This is a genomic window from Paenibacillus sp. SRL342 (assembly GCF_984798905.1).
Genome location: NZ_OZ481790.1, coordinates 6,300,250 through 6,327,162, shown reverse-complemented (window position 1 = coordinate 6,327,162; position 26,913 = coordinate 6,300,250). Strand labels below are relative to the sequence as shown.

General features: G+C 46.0%; 16 protein-coding genes, 1 tRNA gene and 3 rRNA genes. 19 read left to right on the top strand and 1 reads right to left on the bottom strand.

Translation table 11 applies throughout. The features are described 5' to 3' along the window. Nucleotides 1-37 precede the first annotated feature (37 nt). The 11 genes from AC4E8D_RS27890 (at nt 38) to ligA (ending at nt 15,768) form a co-directional block, all read left to right on the top strand. Complete coding sequence (locus AC4E8D_RS27890; protein WP_490205424.1) at nt 38-2,716, top strand: LTA synthase family protein; 2,679 nt, start codon at nt 38-40, stop codon at nt 2,714-2,716. 63 nt (nt 2,717-2,779) lie between these two features. Next, nucleotides 2,780-3,328 carry a dTDP-4-dehydrorhamnose 3,5-epimerase gene (gene rfbC, locus AC4E8D_RS27885; RefSeq protein ID WP_062837059.1) on the top strand — a complete coding sequence of 183 codons (549 nt, stop codon included), beginning with the start codon at nt 2,780-2,782 and terminating at the stop codon, nt 3,326-3,328. Between the two features lie 106 nt (nt 3,329-3,434). After that, nucleotides 3,435-4,460, top strand: a complete 1,026-nt coding sequence (rfbB, locus tag AC4E8D_RS27880; protein WP_490205423.1) for a dTDP-glucose 4,6-dehydratase — start codon at nt 3,435-3,437, stop codon at nt 4,458-4,460. Beyond that, on the top strand, nt 4,457-5,326 hold the full coding sequence (rfbD, locus tag AC4E8D_RS27875; protein WP_490205422.1) for a dTDP-4-dehydrorhamnose reductase: 870 nt from the start codon (nt 4,457-4,459) through the stop codon (nt 5,324-5,326). The genes rfbB and rfbD overlap by 4 nt, the downstream gene beginning before the upstream one ends. A 90-nt stretch (nt 5,327-5,416) precedes the next feature. Beyond that, the gene (locus AC4E8D_RS27870) at nt 5,417-6,355 is read left to right on the top strand and encodes a glycosyltransferase family 2 protein (protein WP_490205421.1); all 939 of its coding nucleotides are present in this window, start codon (nt 5,417-5,419) and stop codon (nt 6,353-6,355) included. 133 nt (nt 6,356-6,488) lie between these two features. Beyond that, nucleotides 6,489-7,436, top strand: a complete 948-nt coding sequence (locus AC4E8D_RS27865; protein ID WP_490205420.1) for a glycosyltransferase family 2 protein — start codon at nt 6,489-6,491, stop codon at nt 7,434-7,436. Further along, nucleotides 7,433-8,833 (top strand): undecaprenyl-phosphate glucose phosphotransferase, encoded by a 1,401-nt coding sequence (locus tag AC4E8D_RS27860; protein WP_490205419.1) that lies wholly within the window; start codon nt 7,433-7,435, stop codon nt 8,831-8,833. The genes AC4E8D_RS27865 and AC4E8D_RS27860 overlap by 4 nt, the downstream gene beginning before the upstream one ends. A gap of 132 nt (nt 8,834-8,965) precedes the next feature. Further along, entirely contained in the window at nt 8,966-9,841 is an 876-nt protein-coding gene (locus AC4E8D_RS27855) for a phosphatidylinositol-specific phospholipase C/glycerophosphodiester phosphodiesterase family protein (RefSeq protein ID WP_490205418.1), read from the top strand. A 116-nt stretch (nt 9,842-9,957) separates the two neighbouring features. Beyond that, nucleotides 9,958-10,653 (top strand): heptaprenylglyceryl phosphate synthase, encoded by a 696-nt coding sequence (pcrB, locus tag AC4E8D_RS27850; RefSeq protein WP_145324259.1) that lies wholly within the window; start codon nt 9,958-9,960, stop codon nt 10,651-10,653. 437 nt (nt 10,654-11,090) lie between these two features. Next, nucleotides 11,091-13,445, top strand: coding sequence for a DNA helicase PcrA (gene pcrA, locus AC4E8D_RS27845; RefSeq protein WP_490205417.1), 2,355 nt, complete (start codon nt 11,091-11,093; stop codon nt 13,443-13,445). A gap of 301 nt (nt 13,446-13,746) precedes the next feature. Next, the gene (gene ligA / locus AC4E8D_RS27840) at nt 13,747-15,768 is read left to right on the top strand and encodes an NAD-dependent DNA ligase LigA (RefSeq protein WP_047840609.1); all 2,022 of its coding nucleotides are present in this window, start codon (nt 13,747-13,749) and stop codon (nt 15,766-15,768) included. Nucleotides 15,769-15,888: 120 nt separating this feature from the next. On the opposite strand, the gene AC4E8D_RS27835 is transcribed toward ligA, so the two are convergent. Continuing rightward, the gene (locus tag AC4E8D_RS27835) at nt 15,889-17,268 is read right to left on the bottom strand and encodes a molybdopterin-dependent oxidoreductase (protein ID WP_405130877.1); all 1,380 of its coding nucleotides are present in this window, start codon (nt 17,266-17,268) and stop codon (nt 15,889-15,891) included. A 599-nt stretch (nt 17,269-17,867) separates the two neighbouring features. Between AC4E8D_RS27835 and AC4E8D_RS27830 the strand changes: the two genes are divergently transcribed. The 8 genes from AC4E8D_RS27830 (at nt 17,868) to mcsB (ending at nt 26,868) form a co-directional block, all read left to right on the top strand. Further along, nucleotides 17,868-19,420 (top strand): 16S ribosomal RNA (locus AC4E8D_RS27830). 108 nt (nt 19,421-19,528) lie between these two features. Beyond that, nucleotides 19,529-19,604, top strand: a tRNA-Ala gene (locus AC4E8D_RS27825). A 210-nt stretch (nt 19,605-19,814) separates the two neighbouring features. Then, nucleotides 19,815-22,742 (top strand): 23S ribosomal RNA (locus tag AC4E8D_RS27820). Between the two features lie 76 nt (nt 22,743-22,818). After that, nucleotides 22,819-22,935, top strand: a 5S ribosomal RNA gene (gene rrf, locus AC4E8D_RS27815). The 16S, 23S and 5S rRNA genes sit together here with 1 tRNA gene alongside, the layout of an rRNA operon. Before the next feature lie 179 nt (nt 22,936-23,114). After that, nucleotides 23,115-24,290 (top strand): GNAT family N-acetyltransferase, encoded by a 1,176-nt coding sequence (locus AC4E8D_RS27810; RefSeq protein WP_490205416.1) that lies wholly within the window; start codon nt 23,115-23,117, stop codon nt 24,288-24,290. A 461-nt stretch (nt 24,291-24,751) separates the two neighbouring features. Next, nucleotides 24,752-25,213 carry a CtsR family transcriptional regulator gene (locus AC4E8D_RS27805; RefSeq protein ID WP_036607135.1) on the top strand — a complete coding sequence of 154 codons (462 nt, stop codon included), beginning with the start codon at nt 24,752-24,754 and terminating at the stop codon, nt 25,211-25,213. Between the two features lie 31 nt (nt 25,214-25,244). Continuing rightward, nucleotides 25,245-25,769 carry a protein-arginine kinase activator protein McsA gene (gene mcsA / locus AC4E8D_RS27800; protein WP_237178603.1) on the top strand — a complete coding sequence of 175 codons (525 nt, stop codon included), beginning with the start codon at nt 25,245-25,247 and terminating at the stop codon, nt 25,767-25,769. A 28-nt stretch (nt 25,770-25,797) separates the two neighbouring features. Beyond that, nucleotides 25,798-26,868, top strand: coding sequence for a protein-arginine kinase McsB (gene mcsB / locus AC4E8D_RS27795; RefSeq protein WP_221825261.1), 1,071 nt, complete (start codon nt 25,798-25,800; stop codon nt 26,866-26,868). The last annotated feature ends 45 nt before the right edge of the window (nt 26,869-26,913 follow it).

The window sequence follows — 26,913 nt, the reverse complement described above, 5'->3', positions numbered from 1 at the left end:
TGGAGAGAAGAGGAATCTGAAAGGATATTATTAAATAATGAATTACATCAAACTTCTTAGGATATACCTTACTACAATTGTATGCTTAACGGGGGTCATACTGGCTTCACCAGTTGACTCCTCAGCGAATTATATAGGTGCACTGGACAGCCCAAATGCGGAATCAGGTGTGTTTACGGATGAAATGTCCGTTTCTGGCTGGGCTCTTGATACAACCGGTGCAGAAATTTCACAAGTGAATATCTACATAGATGGACAAAAGCAGCCTGACGTTCAATATGGCTTGAGTCGGCCAGATCTTTTAGTTGCTTTCCCTGATCATAAGTATGCTGGTACCAGTGGCTTCTCGGGAAGCTATTCCGTAAGCGACTTAACTATGGGTGAGCATACATTAGAAGTAAGAGTATTGAATTCTCTTGGAGAAGAGACTTCAGTTACTCAAGTACAGTTCTCTAACCAGTTGAACTTTCAAAGTGGAGTATTGCCGACTATTGTGAATAAAAACGGGGAAAAGAATCTTAATCTCTCTGGCTGGGTGTTCACAAGCAGGGATATCCATGAAGTTAAAGTATTTCTTGATGATAGCTTGATGGGGAGTGCAAAATCGGGAATTCAACGTCGAGATGTTCAACAGGTTTTCCCTGATCAAAGCTATGCTGAATATAGTGGGTTTGATTACACGCTAAACATAGAAAATTTGGAGACTGGCTATCATACTCTAAAATTCATGTTTGTAACGGATCGAGGAGAAGAACTCTTATTCTATGAACATAATTTTGAGCAAAAGGCTAGTTTTTTAAAATATTATATAGGATCTATTTTAGGGCTATTTCTGATAGCTTGGATAGTTATATTCATTAAATTCAGACAAAGAATTAAGGATAATGTTAAAGTTCAGTTAGGGATTGTTCTTAGCTTAAATATTTGGTTTGTTGCTAGTGTAGTTATGAAATCCTTGATGTTTTCACAAGCTATTGGTCACCAAACTTATATAATAAATATATTGAGTACGGCAGCTGTGTTAGGGTTGATTGTTTTAATTGCTTCCTGGATAAAGAATCGGTACCTTCGTTTCTCAATCATTATATTTATAAATGTTTTGATGTCTTTTGTTATTTTCACAGATATTGTATACTTGCGCTATTTCAATGATGTAACATCTATTGTTATGTTAGATTATGTTCAACAAACGACCAGTTTGGGCGATAGCATAAGAGAATTGCTCAAGCTTGAAGACATTTTGTTTTTTATGGATCCTCTACTTGTAATAGGTGTGTTGTTCTTCATAAGTCACCGACCTACAAAGGCAATTACAATAAATACAAAACTTTTCAAATGGGTATGTGGTATTCTTGCTATCCTAATCCTTACCACTCATTTGACTAAAATTATACATGATGATACAAATATTTACAAACAAACCTTCTCCAATCAAGAGGTCGCTAGTCGGCTTGGAATTTTTAATTATCACCTTTATGATCTATATCAGTATGCTAACCTTCTTTGGAATAAACCATCATTATCTACCTCTCAGAAATCAGAGATAAAGGATTGGTTTAAAGAACACAAAACGTACTATCCAGAGCAAACTTATTTTGGGACAGCCAAAGGGGAAAATGTAATCCTGTTGCAGGAGGAATCTTTACAAGCTTTTGTAGTTGGACTAAAAGTTAATGGCCAAGAGATCACTCCGAACCTGAATAAGCTACTGCAAGAAGGTTATTATTTTGATGAGTTTTATGATCAGACATATGGAGGCCGAACTTCAGACGGTGAATTAACGGCCTTAACATCACTTTATCCGCTTAGAGAAGGAACTATAAATTTCAGATATCCGCATACTCAAGTCGACACTTTACCGAAAATCATGTTGGAGAACGGGTACAGCACATTTTCAGCTCATGCTTATAAAGGCTCATTCTGGAACAGAAAAGCAGTCCATGAGAATTACGGCTTTGAAGTAACCAATTTCGAGGATAATTTTGAATTGAATGACTATGTGGGCTGGGGACTTTCAGATAAAGAGTTCTTCAGACAGTCAGTCCATAAAATAACGGAGATCCAATCGCCATTCTTCGCATTTCTGATATCGCTAAGCAATCATCATCCGTATGATGTGGTTCCAGAAAGCGAGAAAGTACTGGAGCTAGGAGAATTGGAAGGGACCCTGATGGGGAATTATTTACACTCTGTTCACTATGCTGACAGCGCAATTGGTATACTGATTGAAGAACTAAAGGACGCACAGCTTTATGACAATACGATGATTGCTATATATGGTGATCATGACGCAGGAATTCCAGGGGAAGAAATTCTGGATTTGGTGGAGTCCCCGGTACAGATTAATAAACTTGCTGATAAGATACCACTTATTCTACATGTACCTAATAGTGATGTGATTGGAAAAAGTGAATTGAATTCAGGTCATTTGGATATTACACCGACTCTTCTGCATTTACTGGGTGTTGATCCAAAGGAGTATCTGCTTATGGGTTCCAATCTTTTCGGAGAAGAGCTTGAAGATCGTGTTGTTCCTGCGAGAGATGGAAGCTTTGTAACGGATGGTGTAGTATATAGTACGAATGTGTGTGCTAACCTAGCGGCTGGGCAAGCTACGGACTCGAATGTATGTGCACCTTATCTCGACGAAATCAGTAAACTGTTTGAGATTTCAGATACTTTAATCAAAACAGACATTAAAATTAAATTGGAATAATTGTAGTTAATCTGTGCAGGGTTTAATCATTTGTGTAGGGATATAGACTAAGGAGGAATTCAAGTGAAGGTTACCGCTCTGAAACTTGAAGGTGCAAAAATTCTTGAGCCAAAGGTTCATGGAGATCATCGTGGTTTTTTCATGGAGAGCTACAATGATCAGATTATGAAGGATAACGGCGTAAATTATTCATTTATACAAGACAATCAATCTTTATCTGTGGAGACTGGTGTAATTAGAGGCTTGCATTACCAACTCAATCCCAAAGCTCAAACCAAGCTTATTCGTGTACTATCAGGTGCAATCTACGATGTCATTGTAGATGTGCGCAAAAGCTCTCCAACGTTCGGTCAATGGGTAGGGGTAATCTTAAGTGAGCATAATCAACGGCAGCTACTTGTTCCTAAGGGATTTGCGCATGGCTTCTGTACACTTGTCCCTAACACACAGGTGTTATATAAGGTGGATGAATACTATTCCCCAGAGAACGATCGAGGAATTCTGTGGAATGATCCGTCACTTGGAATTGATTGGCCAACTTCAAACCCAATCCTTTCCGATAAGGATCAAAGACATCCATTATTGGCGGATGCTGAGCTGAATTTTGATTAGCTTTGTACGCATTAAATCGATAAATATTCCGCTTATGTGTGCGCCTTATTCGCATACGAGACATACTATAAGTGTATATATCAAAGAGTTATTTTAGGAGGGCTTTATGAAACTTCTCGTCACCGGCGGCGCCGGCTTTATCGGCAGTAACTTTGTTATGTATATGCTCCAGCAGCATCCAGATTATAAGATTATCAATATAGATGCGCTTACCTACGCGGGAAATCTGGAGAATTTGAAATCCATCGAGCAAAATCCCAATCATACTTTCGTAAAGGCTGATATTACGGATGTCCATGCCATCGATCAACTGATGCAGGAAGGGATTGATGTAGTTGTCAACTTTGCCGCTGAATCACATGTAGACCGGAGTATTTTGGAGCCTGAGGTATTTGTGAAGACCAATGTACTGGGAACTCAGGTGCTGCTAGATGCGGCTAAGAAGTATGGTGTAACCAAATTTGTGCAGGTATCCACCGATGAAGTATACGGCTCACTGGGAGAGACAGGACTCTTCACTGAAGAGACACCTTTGCAGCCAAACAGTCCTTACTCCGCATCGAAGGCGGGTGGGGACTTGCTCGTGCGTGCCTATCATGAGACCTTTGGCTTACCTGTGAACATCACACGCTGCTCCAACAATTATGGTCCTTATCAATTCCCGGAGAAACTGATTCCACTTATGATTTCACGTGCTCTTACTGATGAAGCCTTGCCTGTATATGGAGATGGGTTAAACATCCGGGACTGGCTTTATGTTGAAGACCACTGCAGCGCCATTGACTTGGTGATTCATCAAGGACGTAACGGAGAAGTATACAACATCGGTGGCAATAATGAACGAACTAATGTGCACATTGTGAAAACCATTCTGGAGCAACTCGGTAAACTGGAATCCTTAATCAAATACGTGCAAGACCGTCCAGGACATGACCGCAGATACGGCATTGATCCGACGAAGACAATGTCCGAACTGGGCTGGAAGCCGAAGCATACGTTTGAAACCGGGATCAAGGAGACCATTCAATGGTACCTGGATAACAAAGAATGGTGGACCCGTATTCAGTCTGGAGTGTATCAACAGTACTATGCCAAGCAATATGGTTCTCGTTTGGGAGACGCCAAGCCATGAAGGTTCTGGTAACTGGAGCAAGAGGACAGCTCGGACGTGATGTGGTGCTTCTCTTGGAAAAAGTGGGGCATGATGTTCTAGCATGTGATCGGAATCAGATGGATATTACGAATCAGGTACAGTGTAATGAAGTCGTCTCCTCATTTCATCCTGAAGTGGTCATTCATTGTGCAGCATATACGGCCGTAGATGCAGCGGAGACGGATATTGATGGAGCGTATAAGGTGAATGCGGTGGGAACGCGCAATGTTGCTGTAGCGGCAGAGAGAATCGGAGCTAAACTGATTTATATTAGTACGGACTATGTCTTCGATGGCCAGTCGGCTACCCCCTATCAGGAATACGATGACACGAATCCGCAAAGCGTCTACGGCAAATCCAAGCGAGCGGGAGAGTGGCTGGTACAGTCTTTGTCCTCCAGATGGTTCGTTGTACGAACGTCTTGGGTGTACGGACTTCACGGAAATAATTTTGTCAAAACGATGTTGAAGCTGGGCCAGGAAAAACCAAAATTGCAGGTTGTCCATGATCAAAAAGGATCGCCTACGTATACTTTAGATTTGGCAGGATTCCTTATGGAACTCATGACTACAGAAATGTATGGAATATATCATGCCTCCAATAGTGGTACCTGTACATGGTATGAATTTACTCAGGCTATATTTGAGGAGGCTCAAACCACTGGAGGGGTATCCATTCAAGCAAAATTGGAACCTTGCACAACCGAACAGTTCCCCAGACCGGCTCCTAGGCCCGTCAATTCAGTTATGGACCACATGTCCATTCGGACAAATGGCTTGACGGATCTCCGCCCATGGCGGGACGGACTAAAAGATTTTATTTTTTCCTTGTCAGAAACTAAGTAATTATAACATCCTTTTAGGTAACTCTCGCTCTGGTATTTCTGGGCGGGAGTTTTCGTATATAATGAAGAAAAGTTAATTTTGAGGTGAAACGTGAACGAACCTAAAGTATGTGTCATGCTTTCTACATATAACGGAGCAAAGTATATTGATGAACAACTCGAAAGCCTTCTTGCACAGAGTCAGGTCGATCTCCACATTCATATCAGGGATGATGGTTCTTCCGATGAAACTGTCCAGAAGGTTCGTGGGTATGCCAAGGCATATCCGGATCAGATTCGTATGATTGAAGGGGAAAATTTAGGCGTAATCGGAAGTTTTTTTGAATTGGTGCGTCAAACGCAGCCTATATACGACTTCTATGCATTTTGTGATCAAGACGATGTGTGGAAGTCATACAAACTGAGTAGGGCTGTAGTGAAATTGCAGTCGGGGCCATTAGACGTACCGCTGATGTATTGTTCTTCTACACAAATGGTAGATCAGGATTTGAATTATCTGAACGTATGGCCTCATCTGCCTCCAAAGCCGCTCAGCATGTATAATGCTCTGGTAGAAAACTGTTGTGTTGGTTGTACCATGGTCTTGAACCCAGTCACATTCGAGCAGATCAGGGCGAATGTCCCTTCTGATCTAACCCACATCATCATGCATGATTGGTGGATATATCTTTTTGTTAGCTCTTTTGGTGAAGTGATCTTTGATGAAGAACCAACCATTTTGTACCGGCAACATCAAGGGAATGTTCTTGGCGGGAGTAATGATAAATGGTTCATAAAATGGAAGAACAGGTGGAACCGTTTCGTGAATGGAAAGAATCATTCAATTTTGAGTAAACAAGCGAGATTGTTCTTGGAACTCTATAGAGATAAGTTGCCTTCGCATCAGCAAAAGAACTTGCAACATTTTTTAAACCAACTGGATTGCAATGGGGTTAAAAGAATTGGTTATGCGGTTAAAATGCCTTTTTACCGCCAAGCATTTTTAGATGACGTTGTTCTTAAACTTATATACGTGTTGAGGAAAATATAAATTGAGATATTTCCTTTGATTCCCACTGATCTGCCCATGATATGCTATACTTTCAGTAGTAAACATAGAGATAAAGTCAGGAGTTTTTAAAATGCTTCAATCAACAGATACTCCTTTGCGGGAGGCATCGAAAATGAATAATACGTACCTACTTGACGCCAGTATCATCATCGTCAACTACAACACCCGTCAACTTACACTGGACTGTCTGCACTCTGTCTATGCCTCCAGTACCTCATACAGCTACGAGGTCATCGTCGTGGACAACGCCTCGCATGATGGCTCAGTAGAAGCAATCCGTAAGGCATACTCACAGATCCGATTAATTGCCAATAAGGACAATACAGGCTTTGCCGTTGCCAATAACCAAGGCATGAGAGGAGCCAGAGGACGTTACATCCTCCTACTCAATTCTGACACGGTTGTCCAGCCAGATACACTCCACACCATGATCTATTTCATGGACCGTCATCCAGAGATGGGTGCTTCTGGCTGCAAAGTCATTCTCCCGGATGGCTCCTTGGATAAGGCTTGCAAGCGTGGATTTCCTACACCATCGGCATCATTTTATTACGCTTTCGGTATTTCTCGTCTTTTCCCTGATCGGCCGAAGTTTAATCAATATCAATTGGGACATTTGAGCCCGGATGATGAATATCCAGTGGACTGTCTTGTCGGTGCATTTATGCTTGTACGTCGGAAAACGATTGACCAGGTTGGTGGGTTGGATGAGACGTTCTTTATGTATGGAGAAGATATTGATTGGTGCTACCGCATCAAAGAAGCTGGCTGGGGCATTTTTTATTATCCGCGTACATATATTGTGCACTATAAGGGCGGCAGTGCTCGTCGTAAACCTTTGAAAATAACGTATGAGTTTCATAGAGCGATGTGGGTGTTCCACCGCAAACACTACGCGAAGAAGTACAATCTACTCACGAATACAGCTGTGTGGGTGGGCATCTCGCTCAAATTTACTTTGTCCCTGCTGCGCAGCAAATTGCCCCTTCCTTCTGGACAAGGGCAGACTGCAACCCGCATGAGAGCGGAGAATGAAGCATCTTCCGAGGTGAACCCATGATTCGGCGTAATCAACGATTTCTAACCCAATTGTATATTGCGGCTGATTTTGGCGTAATCCAGCTTTCATTTTTGTTGGCCTGGTGGCTGAAATTTGAGAGTGACCTGTTAACGAACCAAAATCCACTACCTATAGAGAAATATATGATGTGGAGCTTGGTTTACGCAGCTCTTGCTATCATTACAGGACTGATGTCCTCTCTTTATATAGCCAAGCGAAAAAAACGATTTGTAGACGAACTTTGGAGAATCCTCCAATCTCATGGCATAGCCTTCTTCATGCTAATGAGCCTGATGTTCTTTTTCAAGGAAGTAAACATCTCTCGTGCATATCTTGCCATGTATATGATTGGTAATATATCATTCACACTGATCTATCGCTATATAGTGAAAGTGCAGCTGAAACGCTTGCGTAAAAAAGGCTTCAATCGTCAGTTTGTGCTCATCCTTGGTGCTGGATCACTGGGCAAGCGTTTCTATGAGAACCTTAAAAATTATCCCGAACTTGGATATGAAGTGACTGGATTCCTGGATGATTATCGTCACTGGGATCAGAGTGAACAGAAAAGATACAAACCCATTCTTGGCCGAATCGATGAACTGGAAGAGTTCTTGTCTACGCATCTTGTAGATGAAGTCATTCTGGCTTTACCTCTGGATGCTCACGATAAGTATTCGCATATCATCAATGTGTGTGAGAAGGCAGGAGTTCGGACACTAATCATTCCTGATTTCTTTGATTACTTGCCAGCACGGCCGCATTTCGATAACTTTGCAGGCATGCCAATGATTAACGTTCGCGACATTCCACTGGATATTGCGGTGAACCGATTGATGAAGAGAACTTTCGATATTCTTTTCTCTATCACTGCGATCCTCTTAACTTCTCCGGTAATGCTCGTTGTCGCGGTAGGAGTACGACTTACTTCTTCTGGGCCCGTCATCTTCAAACAAGAGCGAGTAGGACTTAACCGACGCAACTTCATGATGTTCAAATTCCGCTCGATGAAAGTCATTCCTGAGGGCACAATGGACACAGGTTGGTCCACCAAGAATGATCCGCGCCGAACGGCATTTGGCACATTCATTAGACGCACAAGTCTAGATGAATTGCCGCAATTTTTTAATGTGCTGTTGGGTCATATGAGTGTTGTTGGACCTCGGCCTGAACGCCCTTACTACGTCAACCAATTCCGGGATGAAATCCCAAAATATATGATCAAACATCACGTTCGCCCGGGAATAACAGGATTAGCACAGAGCAAAGGACTGCGCGGAGATACCTCAATCGAGGATCGTATTGAACAAGATATCTTTTACATTGAAAACTGGTCTTTATTATTCGATATCAAAATCATATGGGAAACCATTCGAAATGGTCTCAAGAATGCATATTAGGATTACCTGACGGTATTGATTTACAATCTTTCATCCCACCATTTAACAGCCGCCTCGGGCGGCTATTTTGTTTTGCACATCCTCAATTCGGGTAGTTAGCTAACAAAAAGGTACTGAGGATGTGAATGCTATATGAAACGCATTGCCGCCGTGTTAATACTACTGATCGTTACCGTGGGCACACTCTTTTTCGCCTATGAAAGCGAGAGTGAGGAACAACGGGACGGATTTACCGCCTATAGATTAATCGCCCATGCGATGGGTAGCATTCGTGATCAACCATATACCAACGCCTATGAAGCGATGATTGCCAATTATGAGAAAGGCACACGTGTATTTGAGATCGACTTTATGTTGACTTCGGATCGCAAAGCCGTAGCCAGACATGAATGGACCGCTAATATGAGCAAAATGCTAGGACAAGACGAAAAGCTTCCGGAGGATAAACAAGCCGGGGCACTGACACATGATGAATTCATGGATACACCAATCTTGGGTATGTACCAGCCTATGGATGCCGACGGCATCATAGATGTACTGGCTGAGTACCCGGATATGTATATCGTAACCGACACCAAGGAACAGAAGGATGAGGATATTCAGCAGGTGTTAAGATCCCTCGTGGATGCTGCCAAAGAACATGATCCATCCGTGCTGGATCGGGTGGTTGTACAGATCTATAACGAACCGATGCTTGAAACGGTGAAAGAAGTCTATGCATTCCCTTCCATTATCTATACGTTATATGCAACACAGGATACAGAAGCTCAGGTTGTTGATTTCGTGCAAAAAAATGATATTGATGCCGTAACCATGCCGGAATATAAAGTAAACCAGAATTTCGTAGCCAATCTGAATAGTGCGGGTTCTGTCACCTACGTGCACACCATCAATGATACTGAACAAGTGGCTAACTATGAGAAGTGGGGCGTGTACGGGGTATACTCAGACGTGCTGACGGAGCAGGAACTGGATGAGATGAATACACGTTTTGCGTGGAAACCATAAAAAAATACTGCTTTCCTGTTCCCCTTTTTATACGAACATTGACACTCACTGTCTGCTGACTTAGACTTAGTTTACAAGCTTTCTAGGATGCAGAAGAACCTCTGGAGGAATGTTCGTTGATAGATATGATTAAGCAGTGGAGACATGTATTTAAGCTTGACCCGGACCGGGAAATTACGGACGAAGAACTCGATCTGGTCTGCATGTCGGGGACCGATGCGATTATCATCGGCGGATCTTCCGGAATTACCTATGATAACACGGTAGACCTGATGTCCCGCGTGCGTCGTTATGAGTTGCCCTGTGTGCTTGAAGTATCCGATCTGGAGGCCGTGGTGCCCGGGTTCGACGGATATCTGATCCCGATGGTCCTGAATGCAACGGATAGCAAATGGATGATTGGGCACCACCAGCAGGCCATAGAGCGTTATGGTTATCTCATTCCATGGGATCTGCTTATTGCCGAGGGCTATATTGTGCTTAATGGGAACTCCACGGTAGCACGGTTGACTGGTGCGGATACGGAACTGACGACAGGAGCTGCCGTGGCATATGCCCAAGCTGCGGAGCGTCTGCTCAATCTTCCAATCGTATACATGGAGTACAGTGGAACGTTCGGAGATATGGAGCTTGTTGGTGAGACGCACAGACAACTGGATCGGGCACACCTTATCTATGGCGGCGGAATTGATGATCCGGAGAAAGCCTCGCAAGCTGCCCAGGTGGCAGATACTGTCGTGGTAGGTAACATTGTGTACAGCGATTTGAATAAAGCACTTGAGACGGTGTTGGCCGTGAAAGGAACCGTTTAATCGGTTTAGTTTACCATTCCCCCATTTTCCCCTTATGATCTGTTAAAATAGAACTTTGCCCTTACTAATTAAAGAAGTTATATGAGCGTAATGTCGTTTACACGAGAACGAAGAGGAGGGAAGTGAGCTGGAGAAACGAAATGCTCGTTAAAAGCTTTCTGTAAGAAAGCTAAATCCTAAGCATGCTTCTATTACCTGATTTTGTTCTTTTTTTACTAAGAGATTCGTATACAGAACTATGTTTACACAGAAACGGAGAGTGCAGAAGCAATCTGAAGAAACGAAGTGTTCGTATTTATCACCGGATTTTCCCTATGAAAAAGTAGATCGAAAAATCCGGGAATAACAGCGATCGGAAGATTATTCTGTCATCGGAGTGGCGAGTGTAACCTATTAATTTTGCTTTATAGACCAACCAACGAAAGGAGCATGCATGCATGCAACCTGTAAATATACATGATGCCGTTGCACGACTTAACACCCCTCAGCGGCAAGCCGTCGAGGCGACGGATGGCCCACTGCTGATTATGGCCGGAGCGGGCTCTGGCAAGACCCGGGTGCTGACGCACCGGATTGCCTACCTTATTGCAACACGTAAGGCGCCCCCGTGGGGCATTTTAGCGATTACATTTACGAACAAAGCCGCCCGTGAGATGCAAGACCGTGTATCCCAACTCGTTGGTGGCTCCCAAGGACGCGACATTTGGGTATCCACGTTCCACTCCATGTGTGTGCGTATTCTGCGCCGTGATATTGAACGTATTGGTTTTACCTCCAACTTCAGTATTTTGGACTCATCGGACCAATTATCTGTAATTCGCAGCTGTATGAAAGATCAGAATATTGATACCAAGAAATTCGAACCGAAAGCAGTTCAATCGATGATGAGCACGGCCAAGAATGAACTGATTAGTCCGGAGCAATATGAGAAGCAAGCAGGAGATTATTTCGAAGGTATTGTAGCGAAGATATATAAGATGTACCAGAAACGGTTAAGAGCCAACAACTCACTTGATTTCGACGATCTCATTATGCAGACCATTCAACTGTTCAAAGAAGTGCCTGAGGTCCTCGACTTTTATCAAAAGAAATTCCAGTACATTCACGTCGATGAATACCAGGATACGAACCGTGCACAGTACATGTTGTGCCGCATGCTCGCTGACAGCCACCACCACATCTGCGTTGTAGGGGATAGCGACCAGTCGATCTATCGCTGGCGCGGGGCGGATATCAGTAATATCCTGAACTTTGAGAAAGATTACCCTGAAGCAAACACGATTTTGCTGGAGCAGAACTATCGTTCTACTTCCAATATCCTCAATGCAGCGAATGAAGTGATCGGCCTGAATACAGGGCGTAAACCGAAGAAACTGTGGACGGACAAAGAGGGTGGTTCGAAGATCAAGGTGTACCGTGCGGATTCCGAACATGATGAGGGGTATTTTGTTACCTCCGAGATTAGTAAAAATGTGAAGAACGGCAAATCCTATCAGAACCATGCCATTTTGTACCGTACCAACGCCCAGTCCCGGGTTATAGAGGAAATACTGATCAAGTCTGATATTCCGTATCAGATTGTCGGCGGCATCAAGTTCTATGATCGTAAAGAGATCAAGGACATTCTGGCGTATCTGCGCCTGTTATCCAACCCCGACGATGATATCAGTCTCACCCGGATCATTAATGTACCGAAACGTAGTATCGGGGATACAACGGTAGCGAAGCTCGCGGCTGCGGCAGGAGAGCGTGGAATTTCTATTTTCCGAGTGCTTCAGGTCGTGGACGATCTTGGTTTTGCTGGACGTACGCGGAATGCGCTTGTGGAGTTCTATGACATGATCGCAGCGCTGCATCAGATGGTAGAATACCTTTCTGTAACTGAATTGACCGAGAAGATTCTTGAGATGAGCCAGTATCGTCTTGAGATGCAAAATGAAAATACACTCGAATCTCGTGCACGGCTGGAGAACATTGATGAGTTCCTGTCGGTAACCATGGAATTTGAGAAAAATAATGAAGACAAAACGCTCGTATCGTTCCTCACCGATCTTGCATTGATTGCTGACATCGACAGTATGAACGATGATGAAGAGGATCAGAGCGATGCTGTTACACTGATGACCATGCACAGCGCCAAAGGTCTGGAGTTCCCGGTTGTCTTTATCGTGGGTATGGAGGAAGGGGTCTTCCCGCATAGCCGTGCCTTTATGGACAATGAAGAGTTGGAAGAAGAACGCCGACTTGCTTATGTAGGGATCACCCGTGCGGAAGAGCAACTCTTCCTGTCTTGTGCACAGATGCGGACGTTGTTTGGACGTACAACGGCGAACCCGCCTTCCCGCTTCCTGGATGAAATTCCGGATGAGCTGAAGGAAGACACCTCCATGGCTCGTGATCGTTACCGCCGTGGAAGTAGCGGAGGCGGCTCATATGGTGGACGTGGACTGGGTTCAAGTGGAGGAAGTAACTTCGGTGGTGGCACCAAGCTGTTCGATCACCAAAGCAAAAGCGGTTCATCTGCTACCTCATCCACGCCAACTTCGCGTGTGACCACGAGCACGTCCCGCCCAGCATACTCTACGCCATCATCTGCTTCCAAGCCGGTAGCTTCTAATGGTGAAGCAGGATTCAATGCAGGAGATAAAGTGCAGCATGGCAAATGGGGGACAGGCACCATTGTTGCGGTCAAAGGGACAGGTAATGATACCGAACTGCAGATTGCATTCCCGGCTCCGGTGGGTGTGAAACGTTTGCTTGCCGGTTTTGCCCCTATTACGAAAGTAGAATAATTTTTGAACGAAACTTCCTTTTGCACGATAACAGAGAGAGCAGAAATGAGAACAGAAATAACTTGAAGAAGCAAAGCGTTCGCCTTTATCCCCGGATTTCTACCTTTAAAATGAATTAAAAGAAATCTGGGGATAACAGCGATCGGAAGGTTATTCTGTTATCGGAGTGTCAGTGTGGATATTCATTCATTGAAATTATGTAGTGATATCAACGATGGAAAGTTATTCTGTTATCGGAGTTTACGTGCAATAGAGTGTTCGTTCTACATATATGATCAAATTAACGGAGGGATGGCCCTGTATGGACCCGATGCACCGGATGGAGCAACTCGTTACCGAGCTGAACCAGCATAATTATCAGTACTACACGATGGATCAGCCACAGATCAGCGATAAGGAGTATGATCTTCTGTACGATGAACTGGTTACGCTGGAACAGGAAAGCGGCATGGTTCTGCCTGATTCTCCAACACAGCGTGTGGGCGGCGAACTGCTCAAGGGGTTTACCCCGCATCGCCACTTATCCTCCTTATGGAGTCTGGACAAAGCACAGAATATTGAGCAGCTTCGGAGCTGGAATACCCGTGTACTGAAACTGATTAATGACTATAACAGTAAAAATCCCGATACGCCTTTACCGGAACCAGGTTATGTCATTGAGTTGAAGTTTGATGGATTGACGTTGAACCTGACCTACACCAACGGTGAGTTGGTACAAGCCTCTACGCGTGGTAACGGTACGGTGGGCGAAGGGATCTTGGCACAGGTAAGAACGATCCGATCCGTTCCGCTCAAAATTCCTTACACAAGCGGTACGATTGAAGTACAGGGTGAAGGTATCATGAACTTGTCTGTCCTGGATCGATACAATGAGACGGCGGCAGAACCACTCAAGAACGCGCGTAATGCAGCAGCAGGAGCGCTCCGCAACCTGAATCCGAAGGCGACGGCTGAGCGTCGGTTGAATGCTTATTTTTATAATGTAGGTTATTCGGATGACATTCAGTTTGCCAATCATCAGCAGATGATGGACTTCCTGCGTGAGAACCGCTTCAAAGTGAATCCGTCGATTACTTATTTCCATGAGTTTGATGATGTGATGGAACAATTGGCTGCGATTCAGGAGAACCGGGGTCAGCTGGACTATCTGATCGATGGAGCTGTTATCAAAATTACGGACATGCGCACCCGCGAGGTGTTGGGTTATACCGATAAATTCCCTCGCTGGGCGGTGGCATATAAATTCGAGGCAGAAGAGACCACTACGGTTCTTAATGCTGTGGTATGGAATGTGGGCCGTACTGGCAAAGTAACTCCGCTGGCACGCGTAGAGCCGGTTGAACTTGCCGGAGTAACGGTACAGAACTGTACTTTGAACAATGTCGGCGATATTGAGCGCAAAAACCTGAAGTTTGCTCTGGGCACACGGGTCTTTATCCGTCGCTCCAACGACGTCATTCCTGAGATTCTGGGTAAAGTGACGGAGGAGAGTGATGGTGAGGAGATCGTCTTCCCTGAGCAGTGTCCTGCATGTGGATTCCCACTGGAGCAACGCGGAGCGCATCTGTTCTGTAACAATAGACTTGCGTGTAAACCACAAACGGTGGCACGTATTTCCCATTTTGCTTCCCGTGATGCCATGGACATTGAGACGTTCAGTGAGAAAACAGCGATTCAGTTGTATGATGAATTGAACGTACGTGAGCCTGCCGACCTGTATACGTTACAGTTTGATGATCTGGTGAAGCTGGAGCGGTTTGGGGAAAAGAAAGCGAACAACCTTATCGCTGCGCTTGAGCTTAGTAAAGATAGAGACTTGGCTTCCTTCTTATACTCACTGGGTATTCCGAACACAGGTAAATCGACAACGCGCATGCTCGCAGATCATTATCGAGATCTGCACGCCATTATGAATGCAACCGTGGAAGAACTGGTTGAACTACCCGACGTCGGTGGTATCGTGGCTGAGAGCATCGTAAACTTTTTTGCAGATCCTTTTACACAGGCTGCGATTGAGAAAATGCTCAACTTGGGCGTGAAAGCTCAGGCACCTGAGGCACCAGCCGTTGCTGTTGTGGAAGATTCCTTCTTCAGTGGTAAAACGGTCGTCTTGACCGGAACGCTGCACCAATTGACGCGCGAAGAGGCGACGCAAAGACTGGAAGCGCTCGGAGCGAAGGTGACTGGCAGTGTGTCGAAAAAGACAGATCTGGTTATTGCCGGAGAGAAGGCAGGTAGTAAACTAACCAAAGCTCATGATCTCGGTATTCCTACGATTGAGGATGAGGATGAACTTGTACGTCTTTTGAACCCACAGGGTTAAAGTGTAATCAGAGAGTTCATAATGAGGAAAAAGAAAAAGGCCCCCGAAGACACGAATATGTGATCGGGGGCTTTTGCTATTTTACAACGAATGAACGCTTACCAATTTTATCTTATCTGATCATGATCCACTTAAATTGTTAGGAATGCGCTGAGATGCGCCTGTAAGCCATGCATCCTTGTCATATCCTCGTTCTTCCCAGTAACCGATATGTTCACTGTCGATGAGTTCAATGCGATTTAACCATTTTACTGATTTGTAGGCATACATTTGAGGAATGACGAGCCGTACCGGACCGCCAAGATCAGCCGGGATAGGTTTGCCATCATGCATGACAGCGACCATAATATCCTCCATCTGCGCTTGATCCATCGTAATCGCATCTGTATACACACCATCACCGGAATAAAACTTTACACTATGAGCTTCCGGTTTGACCCCGGCTTGTTTCAAAAGCTGTGCAAGAGAAATGCCTTCCCAGGTATTCTTATATACAGACCAGCCCGTTACACAGTGGAAATCACTAACCTGTACGGTACGCGCCATCTTCACGAATTGTTCCCAATTCCAAATCTGTGCCCGCTCAACTAGTCCATCGATTCGGAAAGACCAGTTAGCATTGGAGAAGGATGGTATAGGCGTAACGGTATATACGCGGAAATGACCTTCAGCTCCGCCTCCAATGGGAGGTGAAGAGGCAGACAGCGGTTGTGGCAGAGGAACCATACGGTTAGGATCGTTCTCCAGCATGCTATCAATACTATTATCGATCTTGAGATTTCGTCCTACCCAGGATATAAAAGTAGGACCAAGAGTCACGGCGAGACCAACCCCCACAGTAGAACGGATGAAAGCTCGTCGTGTATACAACGGTTGAGGTCGCTCCTCTGATTTGAGGGGATCTCTCTCGGAACTGCGATCAAACTGGGAAGAAGATATAGCAGCCAGAGTTTCTTTTTCATCCAATATTGAATCAGATGGATCAGCTGAATTTTGAGTTCGTGTTGAAGTTGTAGGTGTAGTGGTTTTAACCGCACGACGTGCAGGGTCCTTTAACCATTTGGTCCGAGTGATGGAGTGATAGATAATATAAGGTAAGCCCACCCAAGTCAGCAGGTCATGGATCAGAAGTGCAGCATTCGACCATCGAGGTCCAGCCAGCTTGAACTGCCATAACACAATACCCGAGAGTAGCCAGCCTACCAGCAGAGCAAGAACAAAGATGGTGTTCACCCTTTGCCAAGGTCTGTTACGAAGCTGTTTCCAGTGCTTTCCGGCCAAAATCAAGTAATATACTACGGGTGCCAGCATAGCTAGCCCAACGATGATATGTAGCCATTTTAACCAGACACGTCCAATTCCGAGTATCTCTCGCCAAAAGCCGCCTACCAGCATAAGACCTGATATAGCAAGGATCACAACAATCCAGGCATTCCAAGAATGGATGGAAACCAACTTTTTGCCGTAACCTTTGCGTCTGTTCTTTAACCATTGCTTCAAGTGCGATCACCCCATATAGGTTAGTAATGAGTTTATTCAGAACTTTGATATGTAATAGCTAGCTGTGAATGGAGTACGTGATCTGTGTAAAGGTGCAATGTGAGATGGTTATACGATTGTTCATAGGCTACTTATGAAAGTAGTACACTTGACTGCTTAACCTTATCTCTATATCTATATACCTTATTATAGAGTTTTTGGATCACTTTCTCCAAACGAACAGAAGGGCAGGGATCGTTATCCCATCTTGGGTTCAGAGCATGTGCTAATCTGTCGAATACAGGTTGGAGGCAAGACACCGTAGATGAAAATATCATGATATCAAAAGGGTGATTAAAAATGCTTGCTAAATAAATCACTACGTGATATATTATTTCTTGTCGCTTCAAACGAATGATTGTCATAATCATTTGAAAGATGACGAAAACAAAGTGTTGACAGTAAGTTAGTTAACATGATATGATAAGATTCCTGTCCGGTTGACAAACATCAACATAAACGGACATACAAGTTCCTTGAAAACTGAACAAATGGATAGTAACTTTTGATTCAAAATGAATCGTCAGATTCAAAATGAGCTTATCGCTCTTTTCAATACTTTATTGGAGAGTTTGATCCTGGCTCAGGACGAACGCTGGCGGCATGCCTAATACATGCAAGTCGAGCGGACTTGAAGAGAAGCTTGCTTCTCTGATAGTTAGCGGCGGACGGGTGAGTAACACGTAGGCAACCTGCCCTCAAGTTTGGGACAACTACCGGAAACGGTAGCTAATACCGAATAGTTGTTTTCTTCGCCTGAAGGAAACTGGAAAGATGGAGCAATCTGTCACTTGGGGATGGGCCTGCGGCGCATTAGCTAGTTGGTGGGGTAACGGCTCACCAAGGCGACGATGCGTAGCCGACCTGAGAGGGTGATCGGCCACACTGGGACTGAGACACGGCCCAGACTCCTACGGGAGGCAGCAGTAGGGAATCTTCCGCAATGGGCGAAAGCCTGACGGAGCAATGCCGCGTGAGTGATGAAGGTTTTCGGATCGTAAAGCTCTGTTGCCAGGGAAGAACGCTTGGGAGAGTAACTGCTCTCAAGGTGACGGTACCTGAGAAGAAAGCCCCGGCTAACTACGTGCCAGCAGCCGCGGTAATACGTAGGGGGCAAGCGTTGTCCGGAATTATTGGGCGTAAAGCGCGCGCAGGCGGTCATTTAAGTCTGGTGTTTAATCCCGGGGCTCAACCCCGGATCGCACTGGAAACTGGGTGACTTGAGTGCAGAAGAGGAGAGTGGAATTCCACGTGTAGCGGTGAAATGCGTAGATATGTGGAGGAACACCAGTGGCGAAGGCGACTCTCTGGGCTGTAACTGACGCTGAGGCGCGAAAGCGTGGGGAGCAAACAGGATTAGATACCCTGGTAGTCCACGCCGTAAACGATGAGTGCTAGGTGTTAGGGGTTTCGATACCCTTGGTGCCGAAGTTAACACATTAAGCACTCCGCCTGGGGAGTACGGTCGCAAGACTGAAACTCAAAGGAATTGACGGGGACCCGCACAAGCAGTGGAGTATGTGGTTTAATTCGAAGCAACGCGAAGAACCTTACCAGGTCTTGACATCCCTCTGACCGGTACAGAGATGTACCTTTCCTTCGGGACAGAGGAGACAGGTGGTGCATGGTTGTCGTCAGCTCGTGTCGTGAGATGTTGGGTTAAGTCCCGCAACGAGCGCAACCCTTATATTTAGTTGCCAGCACTTCGGGTGGGCACTCTAGATAGACTGCCGGTGACAAACCGGAGGAAGGTGGGGATGACGTCAAATCATCATGCCCCTTATGACCTGGGCTACACACGTACTACAATGGCCGGTACAACGGGCTGCGAAATCGCGAGATGGAGCCAATCCCAACAAAGCCGGTCTCAGTTCGGATTGCAGGCTGCAACTCGCCTGCATGAAGTCGGAATTGCTAGTAATCGCGGATCAGCATGCCGCGGTGAATACGTTCCCGGGTCTTGTACACACCGCCCGTCACACCACGAGAGTTTATAACACCCGAAGTCGGTGGGGTAACCGCAAGGAGCCAGCCGCCGAAGGTGGGATAGATGATTGGGGTGAAGTCGTAACAAGGTAGCCGTATCGGAAGGTGCGGCTGGATCACCTCCTTTCTATGGAGAATCGTTTCCTGCAACGGAAACATTCAAATACGCAGGTTCATAGAACCTGCAACAGCAACACAGTTACTTATCCATTTGTTCAGTTTTGATGGAATTTGAGGGGCCATAGCTCAGCTGGGAGAGCGCCTGCCTTGCAAGCAGGAGGTCAGCGGTTCGATCCCGCTTGGCTCCACCAAACAATTTCATCTATTTGGCTTGTTCTTTGAAAACTAGATATCGAAACGAAACAAACGCGAATTAGAACATTCCTTTAAGCTGATCTTGTGTAAACAAGTCAAGTGTATAAAGGTAGTTGAATTGCTTTTGTGATGGTATCGGGTGAGAGCGACTTTTGGCTTTGCGCAAGCAAAACAAGGGAAGCGAACGACCGAAACCGGAACAAAATGGTTAAGCTACTAAGAGCACACGGAGGATGCCTAGGCGCTAGGAGCCGATGAAGGACGTGGCGAACAACGAAACTGCCTCGGGGAGCTGTAAGCAAGCTTTGATCCGGGGGTGTCCGAATGGGGAAACCCAGCTGGGGTAATTTCCAGTTACTCATAACTGAATACATAGGTTATGTAGAGGCATACCAGGGGAACTGAAACATCTAAGTACCCTGAGGAAGAGAAAACAATAGTGATTCCGTCAGTAGCGGCGAGCGAACGCGGAGAAGCCCAAACCAAAGAGCTTGCTCTTTGGGGTTGTGGGACGTCTCACATGGAGTTACAAAGGAACCGGTTAAGCGAAGAGGTCTGGAAAGGCCCGCCAAAGAAGGTAAAAGCCCTGTAGTTGAAAGTTGGTTCCCTCCGAGACGGATCCCGAGTAGTGCGGGGCACGTGAAACCCCGTATGAATCCGGCAGGACCATCTGCCAAGGCTAAATACTTCCTAGCGACCGATAGTGAAGCAGTACCGTGAGGGAAAGGTGAAAAGCACCCCGGAAGGGGAGTGAAATAGAACCTGAAACCGTGTGCTTACAAAAAGTCAGAGCCCGTTTTAGGGGTGATGGCGTGCCTTTTGTAGAATGAACCGGCGAGTTACGTTCCCGTGCAAGGTTAAGGTGAAGAGCCGGAGCCGCAGCGAAAGCGAGTCTGAATAGGGCGACTTAGTACGTGGACGTAGACCCGAAACCGGGTGATCTACCCCTGTCCAGGGTGAAGGTGCGGTAACACGCACTGGAGGCCCGAACCCACGCATGTTGAAAAATGCGGGGATGAGGTGGGGGTAGCGGAGAAATTCCAATCGAACTCGGAGATAGCTGGTTCTCCCCGAAATAGCTTTAGGGCTAGCCTCGGAAAACAGAGTCGTGGAGGTAGAGCACTGATTGGGTGCGGGGCCCGCAAGGGTTACCAAGCTCAGTCAAACTCCGAATGCCATAGACTTACTTCCGGGAGTCAGACAGTGAGTGCTAAGATCCATTGTCAAAAGGGAAACAGCCCAGACCATCAGCTAAGGTCCCCAAGTGTGTGTTAAGTGGGAAAGGATGTGGAGTTGCACAGACAACCAGGATGTTGGCTTAGAAGCAGCCACCATTGAAAGAGTGCGTAATAGCTCACTGGTCGAGTGACTCTGCGCCGAAAATGTAACGGGGCTAAACACACCACCGAAGCTATGGCTTGATGCTTTGCATCAGGGGTAGGGGAGCGTTGTATAAGGGTTGAAGGTGTACCGTAAGGAGCGCTGGACATTATACAAGTGAGAATGCCGGTATGAGTAACGAAAAGATCAGTGAGAATCTGATCCGCCGAAAGCCTAAGGGTTCCTGAGGAAGGCTCGTCCGCTCAGGGTAAGTCGGGACCTAAGGCGAGGCCGAAAGGCGTAGTCGAAGGACAACAGGTCGAAATTCCTGTACCACCGTAAGCCGTTATGAGCAATGGGGGGACGCAGTAGGGTAGTGACGCGGACTGATGGATGTCCGTCTAAGCAGTGAGGCTGATGTGTAGGCAAATCCGCACATTGTAAGGCTGAGCTGTGATGGGGAGCGAAAATTATAGTAGCGAAGGTCATGATCTCACACTGCCAAGAAAAGCCTCTAGCCAGGTGATGGTGCCCGTACCGCAAACCGACACAGGTAGGCGAGAAGAGTATTCTAAGGCGCGCGGAAGAACTCTCGTTAAGGAACTCGGCAAAATGACCCCGTAACTTCGGGAGAAGGGGTGCCCCGGTAGTGTGAATAGCACGAGGGGGCCGCAGTGAAAAGGCCCAAGCGACTGTTTAGCAAAAACACAGGTCTGTGCGAAGCCGTAAGGCGAAGTATACGGGCTGACGCCTGCCCGGTGCTGGAAGGTTAAGGGGAGTGGTTAGGGAGTAATCCCGAAGCTGTGAACCGAAGCCCCAGTAAACGGCGGCCGTAACTATAACGGTCCTAAGGTAGCGAAATTCCTTGTCAGGTAAATTCTGACCCGCACGAATGGCGTAACGACTTGGGCGCTGTCTCAACGAGAGATCCGGTGAAATTTTAATACCTGTGAAGATGCAGGTTACCCGCGACAAGACGGAAAGACCCCATGGAGCTTTACTGCAGCTTGATATTGAATTTGGGTACGATCTGTACAGGATAGGTGGGAGCCTTTGAAGTGTGAGCGCCAGCTTGCATGGAGGCAACGTTGGGATACCACCCTGATCGTATCTAGGTTCTAACCTGGTACCGTAATCCGGTGCGGGGACAGTGTCAGGTGGGCAGTTTGACTGGGGCGGTCGCCTCCTAAAGAGTAACGGAGGCGCCCAAAGGTTCCCTCAGAATGGTTGGAAATCATTCGAAGAGTGCAAAGGCATAAGGGAGCTTGACTGCGAGACCTACAAGTCGAGCAGGGACGAAAGTCGGGCTTAGTGATCCGGTGGTACCGCATGGAAGGGCCATCGCTCAACGGATAAAAGCTACCCTGGGGATAACAGGCTTATCTCCCCCAAGAGTCCACATCGACGGGGAGGTTTGGCACCTCGATGTCGGCTCATCGCATCCTGGGGCTGAAGTAGGTCCCAAGGGTTGGGCTGTTCGCCCATTAAAGCGGTACGCGAGCTGGGTTCAGAACGTCGTGAGACAGTTCGGTCCCTATCTGTCGTGGGCGTAGGAAATTTGAGAGGAGCTGTCCTTAGTACGAGAGGACCGGGATGGACGTACCGCTGGTGTACCAGTTGTTCCGCCAGGAGCACCGCTGGGTAGCTATGTACGGACGGGATAAACGCTGAAAGCATCTAAGCGTGAAGCCCCCCTCAAGATGAGATTTCCCAGTATGTAAGACCCCTTGAAGACGACGAGGTAGATAGGCTGGGGGTGGAAGTGCAGCAATGCATGGAGCTGACCAGTACTAATCGGTCGAGGGCTTATCCAATTAGCAAGTTCTAAATCGCATGTTTCGTTTCGAATCTAGTTTTCAGAGAACAACACTCTGAAATGTAAGCTACACGTTTGGTGGCGATGGCGGAGGGGTTCCACACGTACCCATCCCGAACACGACCGTTAAGCCCTCTAGCGCCGATGGTACTTGGACCGCAGGGTCCTGGGAGAGTAGGACGCCGCCAAGCGAAGAACCACTGCCGATGTTATTCGGTGGTGGTTTTTATTTGTTTATTTTAGGGGATGCGTAAGCATCTCTTATTTGACTTTGTAAGAATCCTCTGACACACTCTAAAGAGTACATATATCAGATATCAGGCCATGATTTGGATTGATAATAACTCTAGCGAATGGGGTGTAGGACGACATGGAAATTCAGAAATTGACGGTAGATGATTTTGGACCGGCGATGGCACTCTCCGAATATGCTTTTCAAGTAGTAATGAGTGAAGAACAAAAAGAAAAACGGCGGAGTCAATTTTCGTCACAGGATATATGGGGTGTATATGAGGATGGGCAGCTAGGAGCCAAACTTCATATCATTCCTTTTCAAACCTATATTCATGGCAGATCGTTCGAGATGGGCGGTATTGCGGGTGTTGCCACCTGGCCAGAGTATAGACGCAAAGGCTGGGTAGCGGGTCTGCTGAAGCATGCGTTGGAAGAAATGAATCGTAACAAACAAAGTATATCATTCTTGCATCCATTCTCCTTTGGTTTCTATCGGAAGTATGGATGGGAGACTTATGTTGAATTTAAACGTTATAAAGTGCCTGCAGCTCATTTGCCTTCGAAAAAAGCGACACCTGGAACGATTCGGCGTGGGGATCCGGCCCTCAGCATACTAAAGGAAGTATACAGTGCTTATGCTGAGCGTTATAACGGAACTCTGGTTCGGGATGATGCAAGGTGGGAGAATTCAGTTCTTGTTAATGGGACCAGCCAGAAGGCTGTATATTACGATGAAGCTGATGCAGCACAAGGTTATCTTTTATATGAGGTTAAGGAAAATAAATTTACCATTAAAGAGATCATCTATCTGAATGAAGAGGCGAGGCAAGGGCTGTGGACCTTCATTGCTAACCATGATTCCATGATCCAGGAAGTTACGTTGCAGGCGCCTGCCAGTGATACGCTTGCCTTCCAACTGGATAACCCACGGATTCAGCAGGAGATTGTACCTTATTTTATGGCGCGTATCGTTAGTGTAGAGCAGTTTATATCTCAGTATCCATTTGCAAGCCAGGACTCACCGGTGCAGATTGTTCTACAGGTAGAGGATACCTACGCTCCGTGGAATGAAGGGGTATGGCAATTAAACGTGGCAATGAACGGAACAGCGTCCATATGGAAAACTTCGGAGGCAATTAATGATGATCAGACCATTAAGGTGGATATTCAATCCCTTACCGCGGTGCTGATGGGATATCGCAGACCAACGGAAATGGCACGAATCGGAAGAATTCACGGACCGAACACAGCAATCATGGCTTTGGAAGAAGCGATTCCTGAACGGGAAACCTATTTGCTTGATTTCTTCTGATAGCTATTCCCACTGCTCCATTTAACTTGATTAGCTTATATAGAAATACGGCGTGATCGAAAGACAAATGGACTTCTCCAGCAATTTTGGGGAGGTTTTTTTGTGTCCGGGGAATATTTCGTGTAAAATCGTAAAAAATGAATAGTGACCCCACTTGGCAAAACCACAAAATATGCTATAATGGTTATAAAGTCAAAGAAAGTCAAAGTCAACTAAAGGTTTAATACTTAAGTAGCTTTCTTTCTACAATCTGATGCATGATCGCCAATATACGGGATTCATTTCATCGGAGGATCAAGGGAATATTAAAGGACCTTCGTGCTTCCTTCGCTCTCCTGTTAACACCTGTGGAAGCAAGATTCGCTGTTTCCCTGATTGGTTAAATGGGTAGAGAAGGTGTACTCTGTGGGGGCGTGTGGGTCCTTATTGACTTAACGTTTCAGACAGTGGAGGATGATTGGATGCGTAATATCTCTGATATTATCGAACGATATCTGAAGAGTATTTTGCATGAAAGTCCCGAAGGAATGGTTGAAATTCAGCGTAATGATCTGGCAGATCAATTCTCATGTGTACCTTCCCAGATCAATTATGTCATCAGCACACGTTTTACACTCGAGAAGGGATACCTGGTAGAGAGTAAACGCGGCGGTGGTGGTTATGTTCGCATACAGCGCATTGAATTACCGGCCCAATCAGCTCTGCATAATCATTTGCACCATAGTATTGGTGAAGAGATCGGGCAGACAGCTGCCGAAGGATTGATCTATCAATTGGAAGAAGCACGCTTCTTGAGCAAGCGGGAAGCCGGGTTGATGCGAGCTGCTGTATCTAGAGAGGTTATATTAGTCAAACTTCCTTACCGGGATCAAATTCGTGCCAGAATGTTGAAGGCGATGTTAATATCTTTGCTCGGTAAATGAAAACTATCGGGGTCAAAGGAGGTACATCAATATGCTGTGCCAAGAATGCAATAAACGTCCGGCGACACTTCATTTTACGAAGATCGTAAATGGAGAGAAGACGGAATTCCATATTTGTGAGTCATGTGCCCGTGAAAAAGGGGAAATGATCCCTGGAACAGCAGGTGGGTTTTCCATTCACAACTTATTGTCCGGATTGCTTGATTTTGATCCAGCCAGCAAAAGTGGATCGGCAGGAACACCCCCTGCAAAAGCACTTCAATGTGAAGAGTGTGGTATGACGTACTCACAATTTAGCAAGATAGGCCGGTTCGGCTGCAGTTCATGTTATAAATATTTTGACAGCCGTCTGGATCCTTTGTTCAAGCGAGTTCATGGTAATACGTCCCATGTAGGCAAAGTGCCTGCACGAGCTGGTGGTCGCATCAAGGTGAAACGGCAAATCGCTGATCTGAAGCGTGAGCTCCAGGAGAGCATCGCGCAAGAGGAATTTGAAGAGGCGGCTCAGATCCGTGACCAGATCAGAGGACTTGAAAAAGGAATAGCTCAGGAGTAAAGTTTGTCATGAGTAGGAGGGATGTGTAATGCCTAATCTGCGCTTTACAGAGAAGGCGCTCAGCGACTGGATGCGCAGTGATGCGGCTGATTCCGAAATTGTCATTAGCAGCCGTGTCCGGATTGCACGCAACCTTCAGCATATTCCGTTTCCGATGCTGGCTTCCAATGAGCAATCGGAAGAGGTGCTGAATAAGCTGAGCGAAGTACTTCAATACGATGACGTTCATGCCTTTGGGGATTTTCATACGTTGGATCTGATCGATATTGACGAACTCGACAAACGGGTGCTGGTGGAGAAACATCTCATCAGTCCAAGTCTTGCGAATGAATCCAGGAATGGTGCGGTTATTCTCAGTGAGGATGAGTCTGTCAGTATTATGATTAACGAAGAGGATCATCTTCGTATCCAGTGCCTCTATCCGGGGTTCCAGGTGAAAGAAGCCTGGGAGAAAGCTTCCGCAATAGATGATGCTTTTGAAGCGCACGTGGATTATGCTTTTGATGATCGCAGAGGATACTTAACCAGCTGTCCTACTAATGTAGGTACAGGTGTTAGAGCATCGGTTATGATGCACTTGCCTGCCCTGGTGATGACACAACAGATAGGCCGTATTCTAACCGCAGTTTCCCAAGTGGGATTGACGGTAAGAGGAATATACGGTGAAGGCAGTGAGGCGATGGGTAACCTGTTCCAGATCTCGAACCAGATTACTTTGGGACAGACCGAACAGGAAGTCATCGAGAACCTGCATGGTGTTGTATTACAGATGATAGGTCATGAGCGTACAGCTAGAGAACGGTTAATTACCGACTCCAGACTTCGGATTACGGATCGTGTCATGCGCTCTTACGGCATATTGTCTCATGCAGCTATTGTTGATTCCAAGGAAGCTGCACAGCGCTTATCGGATGTACGCCTTGGCGTGGATCTCGGTTTGTTGGATGGACTGTCCATTACGGTAATGAATGAGTTGAATGTGATGACACAGCCGGGATTCTTGCAGAAAACGTTCGGGGAAGATATGCGCACAGATGAGCGTGACATCTACCGTGCTCAGTTGATTCGTGATACGATCAATGCAGCGAAGCAGTCCTAGTTTAGCCTGATATAGTATTGAATTATGGTTTCATGCCGCATTGCG